Consider the following 21140-nt stretch of genomic DNA (forward strand, 5'->3'; position numbering starts at 1 on the left):
ATGGCCGAAGCGTTGGTGCTGTGCCGGTTCCTGCATTTCACCGTGGTGCTGACGCTGTTCGGGGCCTGGCTGTTCCGGCCGCTGCTGCTCAAGGCTGATGCGACAGACGCGGACCTTCGCTCCAGCCGCTGGTTGGCGGCCGTGGCCCTGGTCAGCGGCGTCGTCTGGGCGTTGCTGGTCACCGCAAGCATGGCCGGTTCGCTGGCGGCGGCGTTCGATCCGCAGACGTTGGCGCTGGTGTCGCAGCAGACGTTCTTCGGCCAGGTCTGGCGCTGGCACCTGTTGCTCAACGCCCTGCTGCTGATGCTGCTGTTCACGCCCTGGCGCACGCGCCGGCCGTTGCGCCAGGGCCTCGCCGCCCTGCTGCTGGCGACGCTGGCGCCGGTCGGCCACGGCGCCATGTTCGACGGCTGGCACGGGCAACTGCTGATCCTCAACCAGATCGTCCACCTGACCTGCGTCGGCGCCTGGCTCGGCGGATTGCGGGTGCTGGTGAGGGTCCTGCGCCGGCCGCAAATCGCCATCGCGCCGGTGCTGCGTAGCTTCAGCGGCATCGGCTACGGGTTGGTGGCGGGGTTGCTGGTCACCGGCCTGATCAACGTGCGGGCGCTGACCGGCCAGTGGTGGCCGACGCCGCTGTTCACGGGCTTCGCCCTGATCCTGCTGATCAAGGCGCTGCTGGTGCTCGGCATGCTCGGGCTGGCGCTGTTCAACCGCCTGCGGATCAAGGACTGCGAACGGCGCGCCGCTGCCCTCAGGCGCAGCGTGACGCTGGAATGGCTGCTGGGGATCGGCGCAGTGGCGGCGGTGTCGCTGCTCGGCACCCTGCCGCCGATGATCGCCGCCTGAAGCCTCAGCGGGCGCTCACCTCTGTTGCGAATGCCACAAAACCTGTGGGAGCGAGCTTGCTCGCGATAGCGGTGGGCCTGCCGGCATTAATGCAACTGACAGACCGCAATCGCGAGCAGTCTCGCTCCTACAGGGGCAGTGGCCCGCAGGACTTGCCGGGAATCAGTGCGGCTGGGTGTCCCCCGCCGCCGTGTCGATGCTCACCACCACCGACATCCCCGGCCGCAACCGCTCGCTCTCCTGCTGGTCGGGGTCGATGGTGATGCGCACCGGCACCCGCTGGGCGATCTTCACGAAATTGCCGGTGGCGTTGTCGGCCTGCAACAGGGCGAATTCGGAACCGGTGCCCGGCGACACATGCTGCACCCGGCCGGTGAATCTGCGGTGGTTCAGCGCATCGACCGTGAAGGTCGCCGGCTGGCCGACCCGCACGTTGTCCATCTGGGTTTCCTTGAGGTTGGCGATCACCCACTTCTGGTTCGGCACCAGCGCCATCAGTTGCGCGCCGGAGTTGACGTAGGCGCCGAGGCGCACGCCGATCTGCCCCAACTGGCCGTCACGGGGGGCGATGATGCGGGTGTTGGACAAATCGATCCGCGCCAGTTGCACCGCCGCCTCGGCGCTGGCCACCGCCGCTTCCAGGGAGCCGCGGTTGACGATCACCGTCTGCAGGTCCTGCCGGGCGATCTCAAGGTTCGCCTTGGCCTGGGCCACCGACGCGGTGGTCTGGGCACTGGCGGCAAGGGTCACGTCCAGCTCGCGCCGGGACACCGAACCGTCGCTCACCAGCGCCTTGTTGCGCGCCAGGTCCGCCCCGCTCTTGCGCGCCTGGGCCTCGCTGTCGGCCAGCGCCGCCTGACGCAGCTTGATGGTCGCCTCGGCGCTGTTGCGCTGCTGCACCACGTTGGCCAGCGCGGCCTTCTGCACCGCCAGCTGCGCCAGCGACTGATCCAGCCGCTGCTTGTAGATGCGGTCGTCCAGGCGCACCAGCAGGTCGCCTTCCTTGACGAACTGGAAGTCCTGCACCGGCACTTCGTACACGTAGCCGCTGAGCTGCGGGCCGATGATCGTCACTTGCCCGCGCACCAAAGCGTTCTCGGTGGTTTCGACGGCGCTGCTGAACGGCGGCAGCTGCCAGGCGTACAGCACGATCAGCACGCCGACCAGGGCGATGGCGGCGAACCCCAGCGACGAGATGATCCGCACCCGCAGGGAACGCGGTTCGGTGTTGGGCGACGACGGCGGCGCCACACCCTCGGGCGTGGCGGCAATGGCGTTGGTGGTGACGGTCGGTTCGGTCATGAAGAAGAGGCACCGCTGGAGGGGACGGAAGGCTTGGGAGAAACCGTGCGGGTGGTGCTGACCAGCCACAGCGCGCGGACGGAAATCCAGATCAGGGTCAGCACCGCGATCACGGCGATCAGCATGAACACATCGTTGTAGGCCAGGATGTTGGCTTCGCGGGTGGCGGCGTTGGCCAGGCTGCGGATGCCTTGCAGGTTGCGCAGGCCCGGATCGGCGATCAGCGAGCCCACCGCCGAGCCGCCGCCCTGCACGCGGGCGGCCACCTGGGGATCGGCCAGCACCAGTCGGTCGACGATGTGGCTGGAGTGGAACTTCTCGCGCGCGATCTGGAACGTGCCCAGCAACGCCGCGCCGATCAGGCCGCCGAGGTTGTTGCAGATCCCGAACAGCACCGAGAAGCTCACCAGGTTGCGCGGATTGGTCAGCACGTTGCGGGTGCCGAGCACCATGGTCGGCCCGAGGAAGAAGGTGCTGCCGAACGCCAGCAGGAACTGGCTGAAGTAGAGGTTCTGCGGGCGCGTCAGGTTGTTCGAGTAGCTGTCCATCACCGACCCGGTGGCCATCAGCGCCAGGGAGATGATCAACGGCAGGAGCAAGTGCGCAGGATTGATGGTCAGCGCGCTGGTGAGCAGCCCGGCGATGCTGCCGATCAGCATCACCACGTACAGGCTGTGCAACTGCTGGCTGCCCATGTTCAGGTTCTGCATGAACCCCACGGCGCCGGTGGACTGCTCCGAAGTGACCATGCGGATCAGGATCACCGCCAGGGCCAGGCGGATCATCACCCCGCTGCCGAGCCAGCGGGTCATCAGCATCGGGTTGCTGCGGTTGTGCTCGATGGCCAGGCCCGCCAGGATCAGCACGATGGCCGCCGCCAGGGCGATGCCGATCCAGCGCGCCTCCAACCACCAGTCGATCCGCCCCAGCGACAGCACCGCGCAGAGCAGCGCCACGCCGCTGGCGAGGATGGCGAAGGTGAGGAAGTCCAGCGGTTCGAAGGTGCGGAAGCGGTCGCCCGGCGGCAGTTTCAGCATCAGCACGCAGCCCAGCGACAGCAGCGCCATGCCCATTTCGAACAGGTACAGGCCGCGCCATTCGGCGATCTGCAAGAGGTCTTCGGAGAACAGCCGCGCCAACGGCAAGGCCAGCTGCGACGCGCCCAGCCCCAGCACCAGCGCCTTCATCCGCCATTTGGCCGGGAACGCCTGCACCATGTAATACAGGCCCAGGGAACTGAGCGCCGCGCCGACCATGCCGTGGGCGGCGCGCACCGCAATCGCCGAACTCAGGTCGTTGACGAACAGGTGGCCGAAGGTCACCAGCGCGTACAGCACCAGGAACACCTCGGTGAACGCCCGCAGGCCGAACTGCTGGCGGAACTTCACCAGCAACAGGTTCATCGACACGTTGGTCATCACATACGCCGCCGGCAGCCAGGCCATCTCCGCCGTGGTCGCGCCGAGCGCGCCTTGCAGGTAAGGCAGGTTGGCGACCACCAGCGAATTGCCCAGCCCGCCGGTCAACGCCACCAGCAACCCCACCAGCGCATAGGCCAGGCGCTTGGGGTTGGAATGCAGCGGCGTCGAGGGGGAACCCGGCAGGCTGGGCTTCTCGTGGGGTTGCCAGTTGCGCGGGGCGTAGTGATCCATTGAAAGGCCTTGTGCCGGAAAGTTGAACAAGTGTGACGCAAAACCACGGCCAAACCCATATCCGCTGTGGAATCGGAACTGCTCGCAATAGCGTGGAGTCAGCCCTGTCGACGGTGACTGAAACGGCCTCATCGCGGGCAAGCCCGCTCCCACATTGACCGTGCCGTGCACAAGACCTGTGGGAGCGGGCTTGCCCGCGATGACGTCGGCCCAGGCACCGCAGGGCTTGAGGCAGACCACTGCCCCGCCCGATTCGTAAAAATTGTTTAAAGGTCATCTCGCCCGCAGCGGATGTTTCCCGCCGCCCGCCGATGCCAACCTTGCCGCACTTCTCAACTGCAAGGTGTTCGCTATGACCACGTCCAACCGTCGACGCTCCCTGCGTCCGTTAAAAAGCCTTCTGGCCGCCGCCCTGTTGCTGCCCGCCCTCGCCTTCGCCCAGGAACGCCCCTGGCCGGACGGCTCGCAGCTGGTGATTTCGGTGTCGATGCAATTCGAGACCGGCGGCCAGCCGGAAGGCGCCGAAAGCCCGTTCTCCGGCAGCCCGCTGCCCAAGGGCTACCCCGACCTGCCGGCGCAGACCTGGTTCGACTACGGCTACAAGGAAGGCCTGTGGCGGATGCTCGACCTGTGGGACCGTACCGGCATCAAGGTCACCTCCCATGTGGTCGGCGAAGCGGCGCTCAAGCACCCGGAACTGGCCAAGGCCATCGCCGAACGCGGCCACGAAGTGGCGGCCCATGGCATGCGCTGGGCCGATTCGTACAACATGAACTACGCCCAGGAAAAGCAGTTCATCGGCGACGGCGTGGCCGCCGTGGAGAAAATCACCGGCCAGCGCTCGGTGGGCTACAACGCCAACTGGCTGCGGCGCAGCCCCAACACGCTGAAGGTGCTGCAGGACCTGAACTTCACCTACCACATCGACGACGTCAGCCGCGACGAACCGTTCGTGACCCTGGTGCGCGGCCGCAAGTTCGCCGTGGTGCCGTACACCCTGCGCAACAACGACATCGTGCTGGTCGAGGGCCGGCACTTCTCCGCCGAGCAGTTCTACCAGCAGCTGGTGCTGGAGTTCGACCGCCTGTATGCCGAGGGCGCCGAGAAACGGCGGATGATGTCGGTCAGCCTGCACGACCGCATCGGCGGCACCCCAGCGATGGTCGAGGCCATGGAGCGCTTCATCCGTTACGCCCAGTCCCATCCGAAGGTGAGCTTCATGCGCAAGGACCGGATCGCGCAAATCGTGCTGACCGAGAAGGATCCGCTGATCGACGACAGCGAAGCGGCCTATAACCACTGAGGCTTGCGGCGAGGACGCTTCCTCGCCGTCATCGCAAATTCAGGCCCGCAGCATCATGTAGGCCGCCACCACCAGGCACACCCCGGCGAACCCCACCTGCAAGGCCCGCGCCGGCACCAGGTAGCAGAGTTTGCGACCGATGATCATGCCGACGATGCTGGCGACGATGAACGCTGCGCCCACGTTATCGATCCGCACCCCGGCGTGGAACGCACCGGCCACGCCGATGGCGGAGATCAGGCTGATCACCATCAGCGACGTGGCGACGATGCCGCGCATCTGCACATCGGTCAGTTGCTTGAACGCCGGCACGATCAGAAAGCCGCCGCCGACGCCGAGCAGTCCCGACACCACGCCGGTCACCGCCCCCAGCGCCGCGAGGGTCGCGGTGCATTTGGCGGTCCAGGCCAGGCGTCCGGTCTGCTGGTTGAGCATGCAGTTCTTCTGCCCCCAACTGGCATGGCCGTGGTCGCTCGGCCCCTCTTCCTTGCGCTCGCGGCGCAGCATGCGCCCGGCCACCATCACCATCAGCAGGCTGAAGAGGATCATTAGGATCTTCTCCGGCAACTGATGGGCGAAGTAGATGCCCAGCGGCGAAAACACCGCCCCCAGCGCCGCGATCAACAACGCCGCACGGTAGCGCACCAGCCCGTGGCGCAAGCCGTCGATGGCGCCGACCGCCGCCGCGCTGCCCACCGCGAACAGCGCCACCGGCGCCGCTTGCGTCATGCTCCAGCCCAACCCCAGCACCAGCGCCGGCACGGCGAGAATCCCGCCGCCCGCGCCGGTCAGGCCGAGGATCAGCCCCATCACCACACCAAACAGACTTGCCAGCAACATAAGCGGATCTCAGTCGACTCTGGACAGGCCGGTCAGCCATTCGCGGCCCTTGAGCATGCCGTTCCAGTAGAACCACGGCAGCAACGTCGCCTTCAGCCACCACGCCGAACGGCGCGGCACGGTCGGGTCGAGGGCGAAGGTCGGCAGCAGTTTGCCGCCGTAGCCGAACTCGGCGAGGATCACCTTGCCCTTCTCCACCGTCAGCGGGCACGACCCGTAGCCGTCGTACTTGAGCGGCAGCGGCTGGCCCTTGCGCAGGGCCAGCAGGTTCTGCGCGACCACCACGACCTGCTTGCGCACCGCCGCGGCGGTCTTGGCGTTGGCGGTGCCGCAGATGTCGCCCAGGCCGAACACCTCGGGGTAGCGCGGATGCTGCAGCGTGTGCGGATTGACCTCGCACCAACCGGCCGCATCGGCCAAGGGGCTCTGCGCGATGAAGTCCGGGGCGACCTGCGGCGGCACGGCGTGCAGCAGGTCGAAGGCCTTCGCCTCGCGGGTGACGTTGCCGTCGGCGTCCTTGACCTCGAACCACGCGGTCTTCGCCGGGCCGTCCACTTTCACCAGGTTCGAATTGAACGCCAGCCGGGCGTTGTACTTCTCGATGTACTTCATCAGCGGCGGCACGAAGGTCGGCACGCCGAACAGCGCAGGTCCGGCCAGGTTGAACTCCACGTCGATGCCGTTCAGCACCGAAGACTGGAGCCAGTGATCGCAGGACAGGTACAGCGCCTTCTGCGGCGCGCCGGCGCATTTGATCGGCATCGCCGGCTGGGTGAACAACGCCTTGCCGCCGCGCAGGTTCTGCACCAGTTCCCAAGTGTAGGCCGCGTGCTGGTAACTGTAGTTGGAGGTGACGCCGTGCCGGCCGAGGCTTTCCTGCAGGCCTTCGATCTTCTCCCAGGCCAGGCGCAGGCCGGGGCAGACGATCAGGTTGCGGTAGCTGACGGTGCGGTCGTCGTTGAGGGTGAGCTGGCGCTTGTCCGGGTCGACGCAGGTCACCAGGGCCTGCACCCAGGTCGCCTGGCGCGGCAGCACCGACGTCATCGGCCGCGCGGTGTCCTTCACGTCGTAGGCGCCGCCGCCGACCAGCGTCCACGCCGGTTGGTAGTAATGGTGGGTGCTCGGTTCGATCACGGTGACTTTCAGGGTCGGGTCACGCTTGAGCAGGCTGGCGACGAAACCGATGCCGGCCGTACCGCCGCCGATGACCACGATGTCCGCACTGATGGAGGGGCCCCAGTGTTGGTCGTTCATTGCTTGTTCCTTTTGCTGCACGCAAGGATGGATGCGGGAGCGAGCCGGCGCGCGATGACGGCGCGACATTCGCCATCGACATGGCCTGAACCACCGCAATCGCGATCAGGCCCGCTCCCGCAGGTGCCGTGTTTCGTTATTGGGGTCCGGGCTGTTCCCAACTCTTGAGCACCGCGCCGCAGTACAGGCCCGAGAGGGTTTTCATCACCTGGATCACTTCGTGACTGGCGAGGCCGTAGAAAATGTACTTGCCTTCACGGCGGGTCGCGACCAGCCCTTCATCGCGCAGGATGCCCAATTGCTGGGACAGGGTCGGCTGACGCACGCCGGTCATCTTTTCCAGGTCGCCGACGTTGCGTTCGCCCTGGGTCAACTGGCACAGGATCAACAGCCGGTCCTCGTTGGCCAGGGCCTTGAGCAGCGAACAGGCCTTGGAGGCCGACGCCCGCAGTTGGGCGACTTCACATTCGGTCAGACTGGATTGCATTTGCAGGAAGCCTTCAACGTCACTTAAGCTGCGAACATTATGTTTTTACATAAAGTGTTGCAACCCATGACTGACTTCTCGTCCCCTTTCACAGGTTCATCTCCATGCCCGCACTGATTGAAGCCTTCCTCGACCCCGTCTCCTCGACCTACAGCTACGTGGTCTACGAGGCCGACGGCGGTCAGTGCGCGATCGTCGATCCGGTGCTCGACTACGACGGCGCCGCCGGCCGCACCTGCACCGCCCAGGCCGACAAGATCATCGCCTTCGTCCGCGCCCATGGCCTGCACGTGCAATGGCTGCTGGAAACCCACGCCCATGCCGACCACCTCTCCGCCGCGCCGTACCTGCGCCGGGAGCTGGGCGGCAAGATCGCCATCGGCCAGGCGATCAGCAAGGTGCAGGACGTGTTCAAGGCGCTGTTCAACCTGGAGCCGGAATTTTGCGTCGACGGCTCGCAGTTCGATCATCTGTTCGCCCCCGGCGAATCCTTCATGATCGGCGGCCTCAAGGCCACCGCCCTGCACGTCCCCGGCCACACGCCGGCGGACATGGCCTACCTGATCGACGGCGAGCAGATCCTGGTCGGCGACACCCTGTTCATGCCGGACGTCGGCACCGCCCGCTGCGACTTCCCCGGCGGCGACGCCCATCAATTGTTCAAGTCGATCCACAAGCTGCTGGCCTTCCCCGCCAGCGTCAAACTCTACGTCTGCCACGATTACCCGCCGGCCGGCCGCGGCCCGCAGTGCCAGACCACCGTCGGCGAACAGCGCAAAAGCAACATCCATGTGCACGACGGCATCGATGAGGCGGCGTTCGTCCAGATGCGCACCCGGCGCGACGCCGGGCTGGGCATGCCGACGCTGCTGCTGCCGGCGATCCAGGTGAACGTGCGGGCGGGCAACCTGCCGCCTGCGGAAAGCAACGGCGTGACGTACCTGAAAATTCCGCTCAATGCCTTTTGAGGCGGAATGCCCGACACCTTTGCGATTCTTTTTCCCACGGGTGCCGGCGAAAGGGTCGAATTGAACGAAGCGTCCTCCATGCGGAAACTCGAATGCGCAAACATTCAATGGAGTTTTCGCAATATGGACATTCGCATCAACCACCGGGACATGACGCCGGATCAGAAATCCCGTTTCGTCAGGGCCGTCCTCACGCTGAAAAACGATGTCGACAGCGTGCTGCGGCCCGGACAGCAGAGCCGCTACGACGACTTCGTGCAGATCCACAAGAACTCGATGGGCAGGGGCAATCCGCTGGTTCCCAATCCCCACGCCACCCCTTTGTTCTACCCTTGGCACCGAGTCCTGCTGCGCCAGTTCGAACTGGCCCTGCAGTCCGCCGTCGACGACCCCGACATCACCCTGCCCTACTGGAACTGGCAGCTCACCGGCGCCGACAACCCCTTCACCTCGGACTTCATGGGCGCCAACGGCGACAATCTGGACCGGCAGCACCTGATCAGCGGCCCGTTCACCCTGGAGGCCAACCGGTTCAGGGTCGCCGTATGGGACACCGACATCGCTCCCACGCCGGACAACATCAGTCTGCGCCGCAACTTCGGGCAGGCCGGCAGGCTGCCCGGGCCGGACGAGGTGATCGACGTGCTCAATCGCCCCTCCTACCAGCAAGATGCCAACGGATGGGAATTGGTCTCCCAACGCCAGTTGCACAATCCGGTGCATGGCTGGATCGGCGGCAACATGGCGGAAGCGTCCTCCCCCAACGACCCGATCTTCTTCCTGCACCACTGCTACATGGACCTGCTGTGGGAACGCTGGAAGCAACAGCACCGCAGCAGCGGCAAGCCATTTGCGGAGCCGTTGCTGAATCAGACCCTGGTCTTCCACCCGGACAACGAACCGGCGCCGTGGCCGCAGACCTTCACCGTACAAGAGACGATCGACACGCAAGCGCTCAACTACAGGTACGCCTCCGTCTGACCGCCCGTGGGGCTCAACTGCCCAAGGTCAACCCGTTCGCCGGCAGCGGCAGCGCGGTCTTGTAGCGCACCTGCTTGAGCGCAAAGCTTGAGCGGATGTTCGCCACGCCCGGCACCTTGGTCAGAAAGTCCATCATGAAGCGCTCAAGCGACTGGATCGTCGGCACCAGCACCCGGATCAGGTAGTCCGGGTCGCCGGCCATCAAGTAGCACTCCATCACTTCGGGGCGGTCCGAGATCGCCTCTTCGAAATGCTGCAAGGCTTCCTCCACCTGCTTCTCCAGGCTCACATGGATGAACACGTTGACGTGCAGGCCCAAAAGATCCGCATCGAGCAAGGTCACCTGCTCGCGGATCACCCCCAGTTCCTCCATCGCCTTGACCCGGTTGAAGCACGGCGTCGGCGACAGGTTGACCGAACGGGCGAGGTCGGCGTTGGTGATGCGCGCATTCTCCTGAAGGCTGTTGAGAATGCCGATGTCGGTACGGTCCAGTTTGCGCATGAGACAAAACCACCTGTTTTTTATGTTTATGCAGATTTTCTATCTGCAAATGATCTTCAGCGCAACGAAACACAGAGAAATATTCTTCTTGGCCGGGCCTATGATTGTTGTAGGACAAAAATTCTTTTACCGAAGAACGACTGTCAGCTCACTACAAGAAATTCACAAGATCGAGCGTAGAAGCCATGACCCAAGCGTATGAACCGCTGCGTCTGCACGTGCCCGAACCCTCGGGCCGCCCAGGCTGCAAAACCGACTTCTCCTACCTGCATCTGACCGACGCCGGCACGATGCGCAAGCCTTCCATCGACGTAGAGCCCGCCGACACCGCAGACCTGGCCCGTGGCCTGATCCGCGTGCTCGACGACCAGGGCAACGCCCACGGCCCCTGGGCCGAAGACGTGCCGGTCGAGATCCTGCGCAAGGGCATGCGCGCCATGCTCAAGACGCGCATCTACGACAACCGCATGGTGGTCGCCCAGCGTCAGAAAAAGATGTCGTTCTACATGCAGAGCCTCGGCGAGGAAGCCATCGGCAGCGCCCAGGCCCTGGCGCTGAACATCGATGACATGTGCTTCCCGACCTACCGCCAGCAAAGCATCCTGATGGCCCGCGAAGTGCCGCTGGTGGACCTGATCTGCCAGTTGCTGTCCAACGAGCGCGATCCGCTCAAGGGTCGCCAGCTGCCGATCATGTACTCGGTCAAGGACGCCGGTTTCTTCACCATCTCCGGCAACCTCGCCACCCAATTCATTCAGGGCGTGGGCTGGGGCATGGCCTCGGCGATCAAGGGCGACACCAAAATCGCCTCGGCCTGGATCGGCGACGGCGCCACCGCCGAATCGGACTTCCACACCGCCCTCACCTTCGCCCACGTCTATCGCGCCCCCGTGATCCTCAACGTGGTCAACAACCAGTGGGCGATCTCCACCTTCCAGGCCATCGCCGGCGGTGAAGCCACCACCTTCGCCGGACGCGGCGTCGGCTGCGGCATCGCCTCCCTGCGCGTGGACGGCAACGACTTCGTCGCCGCCTTCGCCGCCTCCGCCTGGGCCGCCGAACGCGCCCGCCGGGGCCTGGGCCCGACCATGATCGAATGGGTCACCTACCGCGCCGGCCCGCACTCGACCTCCGACGATCCGTCCAAGTACCGCCCGGCCGACGACTGGAGCCACTTCCCGCTGGGCGACCCGATCGCTCGCCTGAAGCAGCACCTGATCAAGATCGGCCACTGGTCGGAGGAAGAGCACGCCGCCGCCAGCGCCGAGATCGAGGCCGAAGTCATCGCCGCCCAGAAGCAGGCCGAGCAGCACGGCACCCTCACCAGCGGGCAGATCCCGAGCGCCGCGACCATGTTCGAAGACGTATACAAAGAGATGCCGGAGCACTTGAAGCGCCAGCGTCAGCAGTTGGGGGTCTGAGATGAACGATCACAACAACAATATCCAGCTGGAAACCGCCATGACCACGACCACCATGACCATGATCCAGGCCCTGCGCTCGGCCATGGACGTGATGCTTGAGCGCGACGACAACGTCGTGGTGTTCGGCCAGGACGTCGGCTACTTCGGCGGCGTGTTCCGTTGCACCGAAGGCCTGCAGACCAAATACGGCACCTCGCGGGTGTTCGACGCACCGATCTCCGAGAGCGGCATCGTCGGCACCGCCGTGGGCATGGGCGCCTACGGCCTGCGCCCGGTGGTGGAAATCCAGTTCGCCGACTACGTGTACCCGGCCTACGACCAGATCATTTCCGAGGCGGCGCGCCTGCGCTACCGCTCGGCCGGCGAGTTCACCGCGCCGATGACCCTGCGCATGCCCTGCGGCGGCGGCATCTACGGCGGCCAGACCCACAGCCAGAGCATCGAGGCCCTGTTCACCCAGGTCTGCGGCCTGCGCACCGTCATGCCGTCCAACCCCTACGACGCCAAAGGCCTGCTGATCGCCTCCATCGAAAACGATGACCCGGTGATCTTCCTGGAGCCCAAGCGCCTGTACAACGGCCCGTTCGACGGCCACCACGACCGCCCGGTGACCCCGTGGTCGAAACACCCCGCCGCCCAGGTGCCGGACGGCTACTACACCGTGCCGCTGGACGTCGCCGCCATCACCCGTCCGGGCAAGGACGTGACCGTGCTGACCTACGGCACCACCGTCTACGTGTCGCAGGTGGCCGCCGAAGAGAGCGGCGTGGACGCCGAGGTCATCGACCTGCGCAGCCTGTGGCCGCTGGACCTTGAGACCATCGTCAAGTCCGTGAAGAAGACCGGCCGCTGCGTCGTGGTGCACGAAGCCACGCGCACCTGCGGTTTCGGCGCCGAGTTGGTGTCGCTGGTGCAAGAGCATTGCTTCCATCACCTGGAAGCCCCGATCGAGCGCGTCACCGGTTGGGACACCCCCTACCCGCACGCGCAGGAGTGGGCGTATTTCCCAGGGCCGTCCCGAGTGGGCGCGGCGTTGAAACGGGTCATGGAGGTCTGAATGGGCACGCACGTCATTAAAATGCCGGACATCGGCGAAGGCATCGCAGAAGTAGAACTGTCGCAGTGGCACGTCAAGGTCGGGGACCTGGTCGTCGAAGACCAGGTGCTGGCCGACGTCATGACCGACAAGGCCATGGTCGACATCCCGTCGCCGGTGCACGGCAAGGTCATCGCCCTCGGCGGGCAGCCAGGTGAAGTGATGGCGGTCGGCAGCGTGCTGATCAGCATCGAAGTCGAAGGCGCCGGCAACCTGAAGGAGTCCGCCGCGCCGGCTCCGGTCAAGGAAGCCCCGGCCCCCGTGGCGCCGAAGGTCGAGGCCGTCATCGAAAGCAAACCTGCCGCCGCACCGCGTCCGGCCGCCGTTTGCCAGGGCCCGATGGTGGCCCGCGAGGCCGGCGACCGTCCGCTGGCCTCCCCGGCGGTGCGCAAGCACGCGCTGGACCTGGGCATCCAGCTGCGCCTGGTGCGCGGTTCCGGCCCGGCCGGCCGGGTGCTGCACGAAGACCTCGACGCCTACCTGGCGCAAGGTCAGTCGAACGCTTCGGCGCCTGCCGCCAACGCTTACGCCCAGCGCAACGACGAAGAGCAGATCCCGGTGATCGGCATGCGCCGCAAGATCGCCCAGCGCATGCAGGAATCCACCCAGCGCGCCGCGCACTTCAGCTACGTCGAGGAAATCGACGTCACCGCCATCGAAGAGCTGCGCGCGCACCTGAACGACAAGCACGGCGCCAACCGCGGCAAGCTCACCCTGCTGCCGTTCCTGGTGCGGGCGCTGGTCGTCGCCCTGCGCGACTTCCCGCAGATGAACGCCCGTTACGACGACGAGGCCCAGGTCATCCACCGCCTCGGTGCGGTGCATGTCGGTGTCGCCACCCAGAGCGACGTCGGCCTGATGGTGCCGGTGGTGCGCCACGCCGAAGCCCGCAGCCTGTGGGACAGCGCCGCAGAGATCGCCCGCCTGGCCAACGCCGCGCGCAACGGCAAGGCCAGCCGCGACGAACTGTCCGGCTCGACCATCACCCTGACCAGCCTCGGCGCGCTGGGCGGCATCGTCAGCACCCCGGTGCTGAACCTGCCGGAAGTGGCCATCGTCGGCGTGAACAAAATCGTCGAACGGCCGATGGTCGTCAAAGGCCAGGTGGTGATCCGCAAGATGATGAACCTCTCCAGCTCCTTCGATCACCGCGTGGTCGACGGCATGGACGCGGCGCTCTTCATCCAGGCCATCCGTGGCCTGCTCGAACAACCCGCGACCCTGTTTGTGGAGTGAGGCACGCATGCAAACCCTGAACACCACCCTGCTGATCATCGGCGGCGGCCCCGGCGGCTACGTGACGGCGATCCGCGCCGGCCAGCTCGGCATCTCGACCATCCTGGTCGAAGGCCGCTCGCTGGGCGGCACCTGCCTGAACATCGGCTGCATTCCGTCCAAGGCCCTGATCCATGTGGCCGAGCAGTTCCAGCAGACGCAGCACCACAGCCAGCATTCGGCGCTGGGCATCAGCGTCGGCGCGCCGACCCTCGACATCGGCAAGAGCGTCGAGTGGAAGGACGGCATCGTCGACCGCCTGACCACCGGCGTGGCGGCGCTGCTGAAGAAGAACAAAGTGCAGGTCATCAACGGCTGGGCCAAGGTCATCGACGGCAAGACCGTCGAGGTCGGCGACACCCGCATCCAGTGCGAACACCTGGTGCTGGCCACCGGCTCGAAGACCGTCGACCTGCCGATGCTGCCGATCGGCGGGCCGGTCATCTCGTCCACCGAAGCCCTGGCACCTACGTCGGTGCCCAAGCGCCTGATCGTGGTCGGCGGCGGCTACATCGGCCTGGAACTGGGCATCGCCTACCGCAAGCTCGGCGCCGAAGTCAGCGTGGTCGAGGCCCAGGACAGGATCCTGCCGGCCTACGACGCCGAACTGACCCAACCGGTGCACGAAGCCCTCAAGCAACTGGGCGTGAAGCTGTACCTCAAGCACAGCGTCCTGGGCTTCGACGGCAAACTGCAAGTGCGCGACCCGAACGGCGAAACCCTGAACCTTGAGACCGACCAGGTGCTGGTGGCCGTCGGCCGCAAGCCCAACACCCAGGGCTGGAACCTCGAAGCGCTGAACCTTCAGATGAACGGCGCCTCGATCAAGATCGACAGACGCTGCCAGACCAGCATGCGCAACGTCTACGCCATCGGCGACGTGGCCGGCGAGCCGATGCTGGCCCACCGCGCCATGGCCCAGGGCGAAATGGTCGCCGAGCTGATCAGCGGCAAGACCCGCGAGTTCAACCCCACCGCCATCGCCGCCGTGTGCTTCACCGACCCGGAGCTGGTGGTGGTCGGCAAGACGCCGGACGAGGCCAAGGCCGCAGGGCTGGACTGCATCGTGTCGAGCTTCCCGTTCGCGGCCAACGGCCGGGCCATGACGCTGGAGTCCAAAAGCGGCTTCGTGCGGGTGGTCGCCCGCCGCGACAACCATGTGATCGTCGGCTGGCAAGCGGTCGGCGTCGGCGTGTCGGAGCTGTCCACGGCGTTTGCCCAGAGCCTGGAGATGGGTGCGCGGCTGGAAGACATCGGCGGCACCATCCACGCCCACCCGACCCTGGGCGAGGCGGTGCAGGAAGCGGCGCTGCGGGCCTTGGGGCATGCCTTGCACATTTGATTCAGGAAGATAGAGGGGGGGCAGTGATGGCCCCCTTCGCGGGCAAGCCCGCTCCCACAGGTTTTGTGTCGTTCACACTGATGCGGCGGGCTGATTCCTACAGGGGATCAGGCTGCCCGCAGAATCTGCGGTCACCGCGAGGCCTGTGGGAGCGGGCTTGCCCGCGATTTCTCAAGGGCGACACGATTTATCTGCCCGTCATCCGATAGTCCGGGCTGCGAAACCGGATCAGAATGAAGTATTGTTGTGCCCATCCAAAAAAACGTCAGAAGCCTTGACCGTTTCGACGGTTGTTCAGTGATAGAGGGTGTCATGGGTAACGAAAGCATCAATTGGGACAAGCTGGGTTTTGACTACATCAAGACCGACAAACGCTATCTGTCGTACTTTCGCAACGGCGAGTGGGACAAAGGCACCCTGACCGAAGACAACGTGCTGCACATCAGCGAAGGCTCCACCGCCCTTCACTATGGCCAGCAGTGCTTCGAAGGCCTGAAGGCCTACCGTTGCAAGGACGGCTCGATCAACCTGTTCCGCCCGGACCAGAACGCCGCCCGCATGCAGCGCAGCTGCGCCCGCCTGCTGATGCCGCACGTGTCCACCGAGCAGTTCATCGAGGCGTGCAAGCAAGTGGTCCGCGCCAACGAGCGCTTCATCCCGCCGTACGGCACCGGCGGCGCGCTGTACCTGCGTCCGTTCGTGATCGGCGTGGGTGACAACATCGGCGTGCGCACCGCGCCGGAGTTCATCTTCTCGGTGTTCGCGATCCCGGTCGGCGCCTACTTCAAGGGCGGCCTGACCCCGCACAACTTCCAGATCTCCACCTTCGACCGCGCCGCCCCGCAAGGCACCGGCGCCGCCAAGGTCGGCGGCAACTACGCGGCCAGCCTGATGCCGGGCTCCCAGGCCAAGAAGGCGCACTTCGCCGACGCCATCTACCTGGATCCGCTGACCCACAAGAAAATCGAGGAAGTCGGTTCGGCCAACTTCTTCGGGATCACCCACGACAACAAGTTCGTCACCCCGAACTCGCCGTCGGTGCTGCCGGGCATCACCCGCCTGTCGCTGATCGAACTGGCCAAGACCCGCCTGGGCCTGGAAGTGGTCGAAGGCGACGTGTTCATCGACAAGCTGTCGGACTTCAAAGAAGCCGGCGCCTGCGGCACCGCCGCCGTGATCACCCCGATCGGCGGCATCAGCTACCAGGACCACCTGCACGTGTTCCACAGCGAAACCGAAGTCGGCCCGGTCACCCAGAAGCTCTACAAAGAGCTGACCGGCGTGCAGACCGGCGACATCGAAGCGCCGGCGGGCTGGATCGTCAAGGTCTGACCTGACGCCCGGCAACGCAAAAGCCCCTCACCGAGCGATCGGTGAGGGGCTTTTTCATGCCCGTGCGTCAGCCTTTCGGCGTGCCGCAGGTCAGGCGCTGCGCAGTTCGACGGTCAGGTGCGACAGCTCATGCACCGGCGCCAGACGCTCGCGGATCGCCTCGGCGCTGACGCCGGCGGCCGCCACCACGCTGACGATGGCCGCCCGCGCCTGCGGGCCGACCTGCCAGACGTGCAGGTCGCTGATGCGCACATCGTCCGAGGCTTCCAGCAGCTCGCGGATCTCTTCGGCCACCGGCTCGTCGGTGGCGTCGAGCAGCACGGCGGCGCTGTCGCGCATCAGGGTGTACGCCCACTTGGCGATGACCACGGCGCCGACGATGCCCATCACCGGATCCAGCCACACCCAGCCCAGATACCGGCCCGCCAGCAGCGCGGCGATGGCCAGCACCGAGGTCAGCGCGTCGGCCAGTACGTGCATGTAGGCCGAGCGGAGGTTGTTGTCGTGATGGTGGTGATGACCGTGGTCGTGGCCGTGTTCATGGGGATGCCCGTGGTCATGGCCGTGATGGCCCATCAACATGAAGGCACTGACCAGGTTGACCGCCAACCCCACCACCGCGATCACCGTGGCTTCGCCGAAGGCCACCGTGGTCGGCTGGAACAGGCGCAGGGCCGATTCGCCAGCGATGCCGAGCGACACCAGCCCCAGCACCATGGCCGAGGCGAAGCCGGCCAGGTCACCGACCTTGCCGGTGCCGAAACTGTAGCGGCGGTTGCTGGCGTTGCGCCGGGCGAACCCATAGGCCGCCGCCGCAATGCCCAAGGCGCCGGCGTGGGTCGCCATGTGGAAACCGTCGGCCAGCAGCGCCATGGAGCCGGTGACATACCCGGCGGCGATTTCGCCGATCATCATCACGAAGGTCAGCGCCACCACCCACAGGGTGCGGCGGGCGTTCTCGTCGTGGGAGGCGCCGAGGAACTGATGGTCGTGGGCGAAGCGTTGAGCGTTGGGCGTCATGGCGTGAGGGCTCACTTGGAATAACGGCGGATGGCCAGCAGCAACTCTTCCACGCCTTGGGCGCGGGCTTCGTCGCTGAGGTCGGGGTGGGCGACGTGCTCACGGGCGTGGGCCTCGATGAACTGCTCCATCAGGCCGTTGACCGCCCCACGGATCGCCGCCATCAGGTGCAGGGTCTTGCCGCAGTCAGCCTCGGCCTCCAGCGACCGCTCCACCGCCTGCACCTGGCCGGCGATGCGCCGCACCCGGTTGAGCAGCTCGGTCTTGTGTTCGTGCGTGTGCGACATACCTATACCCCCTACCCCTATATTGGGCGCGATGATCGCCGTTCGGCCCGGGCCTGGCAAGGTGGTTTTCGGGGGAAGGGATGAATGGAGTGCCGCGAGATCCATGCTCCGCCTCTGCCGACGCCATCGCCATCGCCATCGCCAGCAGGCTGGCTCCCACAGAGGGGCGCGGGTGGATGCTGAATCTGAGTTCACCGCAGCCCCCTGTGGGAGCCAGCCTGCTGGCGATGGCGTCAGTGAGGGCCCCACTGGGCTGGACGGCCTGAACCCCCGAAAAATAAAGCATCATTTCAGCATCATCCGCCAGGCTACGTTGCCTTGCGCCTTTGCCTACAACTGCGCCAGAATCCGCCGGCTTGTGCGGTTTGGGGGGCGTCGGTAACTTGATTCGCGTCACTGAAGGGTCAGTGATCGGGTTTAGTCGCCCGACGTCTCACGAATTGTAAAGCAGCCATTCAGGCGGGTTTTTCAGTACCTGCTCTCTATGGTGGCTGTACGCAGGGCGCCTTCGGGCGCGCCGGATTCGTGAGACCTGCCGGTCGACTAACCTGCGTGCAGCCGCCTCCCCCTCGATTAGTCGCGACGGGTAGGCAGCCTTAATCTTCGAGGTCTCACATATGTTCAAGTACACGCCTAATCCGCCAGAAGCAGAAACAGACGAATCCGATCCAACGTCGCCCTACTCCACCCCCGACTCCCGCAAGCTCCACGAAGCCGCCGAGCGCGCCCTCGACCACTACCTCAAGCCCGAAGCCCCGAAACGACGAAGATCCCGGCCGATGTTCCTCATCGCCCCGGACATGGACCAGGAATCCCTGCTGGCCCACGCCTGCGAATCCATGGCCTCGGCCAACACCCTGCTCAACGACTTCGCCGCCCTGCTGGAACCGCCCTACCGCAACACCGTGCTGGGCATCGCCCAAGTGGTGATGCTGGGCGAACTGGCCGTCAACCGCGCCCTCGACAACATCGATCCGCCCAACCGCTGAGCAACCCCGTGGCGAGGGCGCTCGTTCCTCGCCACACACCGGGAGAACCGACCATGCCTCATCAACCAGATGCACACGTCGTCGCGGCCCTGATGTCCATCGGCCTCAACGAGCGGGATCACCGCTGGGCCCAAAGAACCTGCCTGGCGCTCTACGAAAGTGAAAGGGAATCGGTAGTGGCGTCCGCCGTGCAGGCACTCGGACAGCTCGATGCGCTGGATCCGGAACAACTGTTGCCCACGCTCGAACGGCTGAAACGCCGGTTCCCGTCATGGGAAACCTCAGCGTTCCACCGGCTGGAAGCAAAGGCGATGGCCGCCTGAAAGACCGCGTCTTCGTTCATCGCGAGCAGGCTCGCTCCCACAGGGTGACTGCACTCCTCTGTGGGAGCGAGCCTGCTCGCGATGACGTCGGCCCACCGACCGCCAAACATGAGCCCTGGCTCAATCCTCCCGCGTCAACACTTCCAGCAACTCAATCTCAAACACCAGGTTCGAGTTCGGCGGGATCTTGCCCATCGTACGCTCGCCGTACCCCAGGTGCGCCGGCACCAGCAGTTTGCGCTTGCCGCCCACTTGCATGCCCATCAGGCCTTGGTCCCAGCCCTTGATCACCCGACCGGTGCCGATCACGCACTGGAACGGCTTGCCCCGGCTCCAGGACGAGTCGAACTCGGTGCCGTCCTCCAGCCAGCCGGTGTATTGGGTGGTGATCAATGCGCCTTTGACGGCGGCCTTGCCTTCGCCCACCTGCAGATCGATAACTTGAAGCTGTTCGTTCATGGCAGTGCTTTATTCCGAGTATTGAGCGGAGGCTTTTCTCAGAAAAACACTCGCTCGGCAACTCATTACATGGCCCCGGCGTCCGGATGGCCCTGCTTCCAGGCCATGCTTTTGTCCTGCTTGTCTTTGGCATCCACGGCGAAGTCCTTGTCGAAAATCGCCTCTGTCACGATTGAAGTGTTGGCACTGCGCTTCTTGTCGGCGACCACGCCAATCTGACTGCCTATTGTGAATTCAGTAAAACGCGACGGGGGAATGCCATGCAGATCCAGGAGTTTGACGGTATCGCCTTCACGCACTTCGATCTGTTTTTTCTTCGCATCGACGCTGACGACTTCAAGGGGGGAAATCGTTATCAGCGTCGGATCCCACGCATAAATGCCGCCGCTGCCTACACACGTCTGGCTGGTGGGCTGTATCTCACCGTCCGCCAGACGATGAGGCTCTTTGTTGCAGTCGACGAAAATGCCTGACTGGTCGGATGTCGCCAGCCCCAGGTACTTTTCACCGGTGGGCAACTTCAAGATCTGTTCGCCCTGGGCGCCATAGGCCAGCAACGTCAACATCAGCGTGATCACGTGTTTATTCATCACACACCTGCCATCGATCCAATCAGTGTTGCCGTCACGGAAGCCAGTCGAAGCGCTTCCGGGCGATCCGTGTGCCGTCAGGTATTTCATATCCGATGTAGGACACTTGTTTCTTGGGTATCTGGTAAACATTGCCGAACGAGTCATAACGCTGCGGTTGGCTGTTTGTCCTCATCAGCACTTTCTGCACCAGCACGTAATACGTCGTGTCGGTTTCGATGAGCAGTACGGCTTCCGTCGCGCTGTCTTTTGTCTGTAGAGGCTGCCCAAGCACCGCAGGGAAAACCTTCGCGTACTTTTCCTCGAAATGCAGTTGAACGGGGCGCAGCACACCGCCGTCCCGCACCTGCTGCGCCTGCAAGGTGCCGAAATACTCGGCCAGACTGGCTGTGCCCCATAAGCCGCCGACCAGAAACAGCACAAACAGCACTTTATGAATGAAATGCCAGAACGGTTTCTGATCAAGCGCCCAGGCACTGTTCAGCCCGACGTAAACAATGGCTCCCACCGCCAGAATGATCGGAACCCACACGCCGAACAGCTTCGCGGCCGTCCAAGCGAACGCAAGATAAAAATAAATGGAGATGTCCAGCGAGATCAGGGAAATGCCGAACGTCTTGAAGTAATAAAACAGATGCAGCCAGGAATAGAAAAACAGATAGGCGCCAAACAAGAGGGTCGGCCCGCCGAAGTGAGTGGACAACGGCGAACCGTCTGCCGAAGGCACTCCCGCTGTCGTGCTTGGCTGAGTCACACCGATAGTCTCCCTGCCAAAGGCCTGTGGCCGCGTTCATTGCATAACCGACAAGTCTAGTGCCGATCAGGAAGAATGCGATGCATCCCAATTGTCGTGTGATTTAAGATA

At 64.8% G+C, this 21140-nt stretch carries 22 protein-coding genes; 11 read left to right on the top strand and 11 right to left on the bottom strand.

Annotation, left to right across the window (positions count from 1 at the left end; all coding sequences use genetic code 11):
* On the top strand, positions 1-849 hold the full coding sequence (gene copD, locus CAG41_RS19525; RefSeq protein WP_085707353.1) for a copper homeostasis membrane protein CopD: 849 nt from the start codon (positions 1-3) through the stop codon (positions 847-849).
* Between the two features lie 162 nt (positions 850-1011).
* Here copD and CAG41_RS19530 read toward each other — a convergent pair whose 3' ends face one another.
* The gene (locus CAG41_RS19530; RefSeq protein WP_085583419.1) at positions 1012-2151 is read right to left on the bottom strand and encodes an HlyD family secretion protein; all 1140 of its coding nucleotides are present in this window, start codon (positions 2149-2151) and stop codon (positions 1012-1014) included.
* A complete protein-coding gene (locus tag CAG41_RS19535) occupies positions 2148-3803 on the bottom strand; it encodes an MFS transporter (RefSeq protein ID WP_085694071.1) in 1656 nt (551 codons plus the stop codon). The genes CAG41_RS19530 and CAG41_RS19535 overlap by 4 nt, the downstream gene beginning before the upstream one ends.
* A gap of 352 nt (positions 3804-4155) precedes the next feature.
* Here CAG41_RS19535 and CAG41_RS19540 point away from each other — a divergent pair, with 352 nt between their 5' ends.
* Positions 4156-5106: a polysaccharide deacetylase family protein gene (locus CAG41_RS19540; protein WP_085583415.1), complete on the top strand. Its 951-nt coding sequence runs from the start codon at positions 4156-4158 to the stop codon at positions 5104-5106.
* Between the two features lie 39 nt (positions 5107-5145).
* On the opposite strand, the gene CAG41_RS19545 is transcribed toward CAG41_RS19540, so the two are convergent.
* From CAG41_RS19545 to CAG41_RS19555, 3 genes are all read right to left on the bottom strand, one after another.
* Complete coding sequence (locus CAG41_RS19545; RefSeq protein WP_085707354.1) at positions 5146-5946, bottom strand: sulfite exporter TauE/SafE family protein; 801 nt, start codon at positions 5944-5946, stop codon at positions 5146-5148.
* 9 nt (positions 5947-5955) lie between these two features.
* Positions 5956-7200 carry an FAD/NAD(P)-binding oxidoreductase gene (locus CAG41_RS19550; RefSeq protein WP_085583411.1) on the bottom strand — a complete coding sequence of 415 codons (1245 nt, stop codon included), beginning with the start codon at positions 7198-7200 and terminating at the stop codon, positions 5956-5958.
* Between the two features lie 136 nt (positions 7201-7336).
* Positions 7337-7687, bottom strand: coding sequence for a helix-turn-helix transcriptional regulator (locus CAG41_RS19555; protein WP_085583409.1), 351 nt, complete (start codon positions 7685-7687; stop codon positions 7337-7339).
* Positions 7688-7791: 104 nt separating this feature from the next.
* Here CAG41_RS19555 and CAG41_RS19560 point away from each other — a divergent pair, with 104 nt between their 5' ends.
* Positions 7792-8655, top strand: coding sequence for an MBL fold metallo-hydrolase (locus CAG41_RS19560; RefSeq protein WP_085583407.1), 864 nt, complete (start codon positions 7792-7794; stop codon positions 8653-8655).
* Between the two features lie 123 nt (positions 8656-8778).
* Positions 8779-9636, top strand: a complete 858-nt coding sequence (locus CAG41_RS19565) for a tyrosinase family protein (RefSeq protein WP_085583405.1) — start codon at positions 8779-8781, stop codon at positions 9634-9636.
* 13 nt (positions 9637-9649) lie between these two features.
* Here CAG41_RS19565 and bkdR read toward each other — a convergent pair whose 3' ends face one another.
* The gene (gene bkdR, locus CAG41_RS19570; protein WP_007988200.1) at positions 9650-10138 is read right to left on the bottom strand and encodes a Bkd operon transcriptional regulator BkdR; all 489 of its coding nucleotides are present in this window, start codon (positions 10136-10138) and stop codon (positions 9650-9652) included.
* 185 nt (positions 10139-10323) lie between these two features.
* Here bkdR and CAG41_RS19575 point away from each other — a divergent pair, with 185 nt between their 5' ends.
* The 5 genes from CAG41_RS19575 to CAG41_RS19595 all read left to right on the top strand — a co-directional run bounded on the left by CAG41_RS19575 (position 10324) and on the right by CAG41_RS19595 (position 16607).
* Positions 10324-11559 carry a 3-methyl-2-oxobutanoate dehydrogenase (2-methylpropanoyl-transferring) subunit alpha gene (locus CAG41_RS19575; RefSeq protein WP_085583403.1) on the top strand — a complete coding sequence of 412 codons (1236 nt, stop codon included), beginning with the start codon at positions 10324-10326 and terminating at the stop codon, positions 11557-11559.
* Position 11560: 1 nt separating this feature from the next.
* Positions 11561-12619: an alpha-ketoacid dehydrogenase subunit beta gene (locus tag CAG41_RS19580; protein ID WP_085583401.1), complete on the top strand. Its 1059-nt coding sequence runs from the start codon at positions 11561-11563 to the stop codon at positions 12617-12619.
* Positions 12620-13894 carry a dihydrolipoamide acetyltransferase family protein gene (locus CAG41_RS19585; RefSeq protein ID WP_085694077.1) on the top strand — a complete coding sequence of 425 codons (1275 nt, stop codon included), beginning with the start codon at positions 12620-12622 and terminating at the stop codon, positions 13892-13894.
* 7 nt (positions 13895-13901) lie between these two features.
* Positions 13902-15275 carry a dihydrolipoyl dehydrogenase gene (gene lpdA, locus CAG41_RS19590; protein ID WP_085707355.1) on the top strand — a complete coding sequence of 458 codons (1374 nt, stop codon included), beginning with the start codon at positions 13902-13904 and terminating at the stop codon, positions 15273-15275.
* A 312-nt stretch (positions 15276-15587) separates the two neighbouring features.
* Positions 15588-16607, top strand: coding sequence for a branched-chain amino acid aminotransferase (locus CAG41_RS19595; protein WP_085583393.1), 1020 nt, complete (start codon positions 15588-15590; stop codon positions 16605-16607).
* A 90-nt stretch (positions 16608-16697) separates the two neighbouring features.
* On the opposite strand, the gene dmeF is transcribed toward CAG41_RS19595, so the two are convergent.
* Entirely contained in the window at positions 16698-17627 is a 930-nt protein-coding gene (gene dmeF / locus CAG41_RS19600) for a CDF family Co(II)/Ni(II) efflux transporter DmeF (RefSeq protein ID WP_085707356.1), read from the bottom strand.
* Between the two features lie 11 nt (positions 17628-17638).
* Entirely contained in the window at positions 17639-17914 is a 276-nt protein-coding gene (locus CAG41_RS19605; RefSeq protein WP_085656575.1) for a metal/formaldehyde-sensitive transcriptional repressor, read from the bottom strand.
* A gap of 617 nt (positions 17915-18531) precedes the next feature.
* Between CAG41_RS19605 and CAG41_RS19610 the strand changes: the two genes are divergently transcribed.
* Together CAG41_RS19610 and CAG41_RS19615 are read left to right on the top strand one after the other, a co-directional pair.
* Complete coding sequence (locus CAG41_RS19610; RefSeq protein WP_085583387.1) at positions 18532-18903, top strand: DUF6124 family protein; 372 nt, start codon at positions 18532-18534, stop codon at positions 18901-18903.
* 53 nt (positions 18904-18956) lie between these two features.
* Positions 18957-19226, top strand: coding sequence for a hypothetical protein (locus CAG41_RS19615; protein WP_085634082.1), 270 nt, complete (start codon positions 18957-18959; stop codon positions 19224-19226).
* A gap of 120 nt (positions 19227-19346) precedes the next feature.
* Here the strand turns inward: CAG41_RS19615 and CAG41_RS19620 are convergent, their stop codons facing one another.
* The 3 genes from CAG41_RS19620 to CAG41_RS19630 all read right to left on the bottom strand — a co-directional run bounded on the left by CAG41_RS19620 (position 19347) and on the right by CAG41_RS19630 (position 21029).
* The gene (locus CAG41_RS19620; RefSeq protein WP_085583383.1) at positions 19347-19685 is read right to left on the bottom strand and encodes an FKBP-type peptidyl-prolyl cis-trans isomerase; all 339 of its coding nucleotides are present in this window, start codon (positions 19683-19685) and stop codon (positions 19347-19349) included.
* Positions 19686-19750: 65 nt separating this feature from the next.
* The gene (locus tag CAG41_RS19625; protein ID WP_085583381.1) at positions 19751-20275 is read right to left on the bottom strand and encodes a hypothetical protein; all 525 of its coding nucleotides are present in this window, start codon (positions 20273-20275) and stop codon (positions 19751-19753) included.
* 34 nt (positions 20276-20309) lie between these two features.
* A complete protein-coding gene (locus CAG41_RS19630; RefSeq protein WP_139831360.1) occupies positions 20310-21029 on the bottom strand; it encodes a hypothetical protein in 720 nt (239 codons plus the stop codon).
* Positions 21030-21140: the final 111 nt, after the last annotated feature.

This window comes from Pseudomonas sp. B35(2017) (assembly GCF_002113645.1).
Taxonomy (GTDB): Bacteria; Pseudomonadota; Gammaproteobacteria; order Pseudomonadales; family Pseudomonadaceae; genus Aquipseudomonas; species Aquipseudomonas ekonensis.

What these genes read in the sequence shown, in the direction of transcription:
- CAG41_RS19605 (WP_085656575.1), bottom strand. Translation starts at nt 17,914, where the DNA reads ATGTCGCACACGCACGAACACAAGACCGAGCTGCTCAACCGGGTGCGG.
- CAG41_RS19620 (WP_085583383.1), bottom strand. Translation starts at nt 19,685, where the DNA reads ATGAACGAACAGCTTCAAGTTATCGATCTGCAGGTGGGCGAAGGCAAG.
- CAG41_RS19540 (WP_085583415.1), top strand. Translation starts at nt 4,156, where the DNA reads ATGACCACGTCCAACCGTCGACGCTCCCTGCGTCCGTTAAAAAGCCTT.
- CAG41_RS19545 (WP_085707354.1), bottom strand. Translation starts at nt 5,946, where the DNA reads ATGTTGCTGGCAAGTCTGTTTGGTGTGGTGATGGGGCTGATCCTCGGC.
- CAG41_RS19610 (WP_085583387.1), top strand. Translation starts at nt 18,532, where the DNA reads ATGTTCAAGTACACGCCTAATCCGCCAGAAGCAGAAACAGACGAATCC.
- CAG41_RS19555 (WP_085583409.1), bottom strand. Translation starts at nt 7,687, where the DNA reads ATGCAATCCAGTCTGACCGAATGTGAAGTCGCCCAACTGCGGGCGTCG.
- CAG41_RS19575 (WP_085583403.1), top strand. Translation starts at nt 10,324, where the DNA reads ATGACCCAAGCGTATGAACCGCTGCGTCTGCACGTGCCCGAACCCTCG.
- CAG41_RS19615 (WP_085634082.1), top strand. Translation starts at nt 18,957, where the DNA reads ATGCCTCATCAACCAGATGCACACGTCGTCGCGGCCCTGATGTCCATC.
- CAG41_RS19580 (WP_085583401.1), top strand. Translation starts at nt 11,561, where the DNA reads ATGAACGATCACAACAACAATATCCAGCTGGAAACCGCCATGACCACG.
- CAG41_RS19625 (WP_085583381.1), bottom strand. Translation starts at nt 20,275, where the DNA reads ATGAATAAACACGTGATCACGCTGATGTTGACGTTGCTGGCCTATGGC.
- CAG41_RS19565 (WP_085583405.1), top strand. Translation starts at nt 8,779, where the DNA reads ATGGACATTCGCATCAACCACCGGGACATGACGCCGGATCAGAAATCC.
- dmeF (WP_085707356.1), bottom strand. Translation starts at nt 17,627, where the DNA reads ATGACGCCCAACGCTCAACGCTTCGCCCACGACCATCAGTTCCTCGGC.
- bkdR (WP_007988200.1), bottom strand. Translation starts at nt 10,138, where the DNA reads ATGCGCAAACTGGACCGTACCGACATCGGCATTCTCAACAGCCTTCAG.
- lpdA (WP_085707355.1), top strand. Translation starts at nt 13,902, where the DNA reads ATGCAAACCCTGAACACCACCCTGCTGATCATCGGCGGCGGCCCCGGC.
- copD (WP_085707353.1), top strand. Translation starts at nt 1, where the DNA reads ATGGCCGAAGCGTTGGTGCTGTGCCGGTTCCTGCATTTCACCGTGGTG.
- CAG41_RS19530 (WP_085583419.1), bottom strand. Translation starts at nt 2,151, where the DNA reads ATGACCGAACCGACCGTCACCACCAACGCCATTGCCGCCACGCCCGAG.
- CAG41_RS19595 (WP_085583393.1), top strand. Translation starts at nt 15,588, where the DNA reads ATGGGTAACGAAAGCATCAATTGGGACAAGCTGGGTTTTGACTACATC.
- CAG41_RS19535 (WP_085694071.1), bottom strand. Translation starts at nt 3,803, where the DNA reads ATGGATCACTACGCCCCGCGCAACTGGCAACCCCACGAGAAGCCCAGC.
- CAG41_RS19560 (WP_085583407.1), top strand. Translation starts at nt 7,792, where the DNA reads ATGCCCGCACTGATTGAAGCCTTCCTCGACCCCGTCTCCTCGACCTAC.
- CAG41_RS19550 (WP_085583411.1), bottom strand. Translation starts at nt 7,200, where the DNA reads ATGAACGACCAACACTGGGGCCCCTCCATCAGTGCGGACATCGTGGTC.
- CAG41_RS19585 (WP_085694077.1), top strand. Translation starts at nt 12,620, where the DNA reads ATGGGCACGCACGTCATTAAAATGCCGGACATCGGCGAAGGCATCGCA.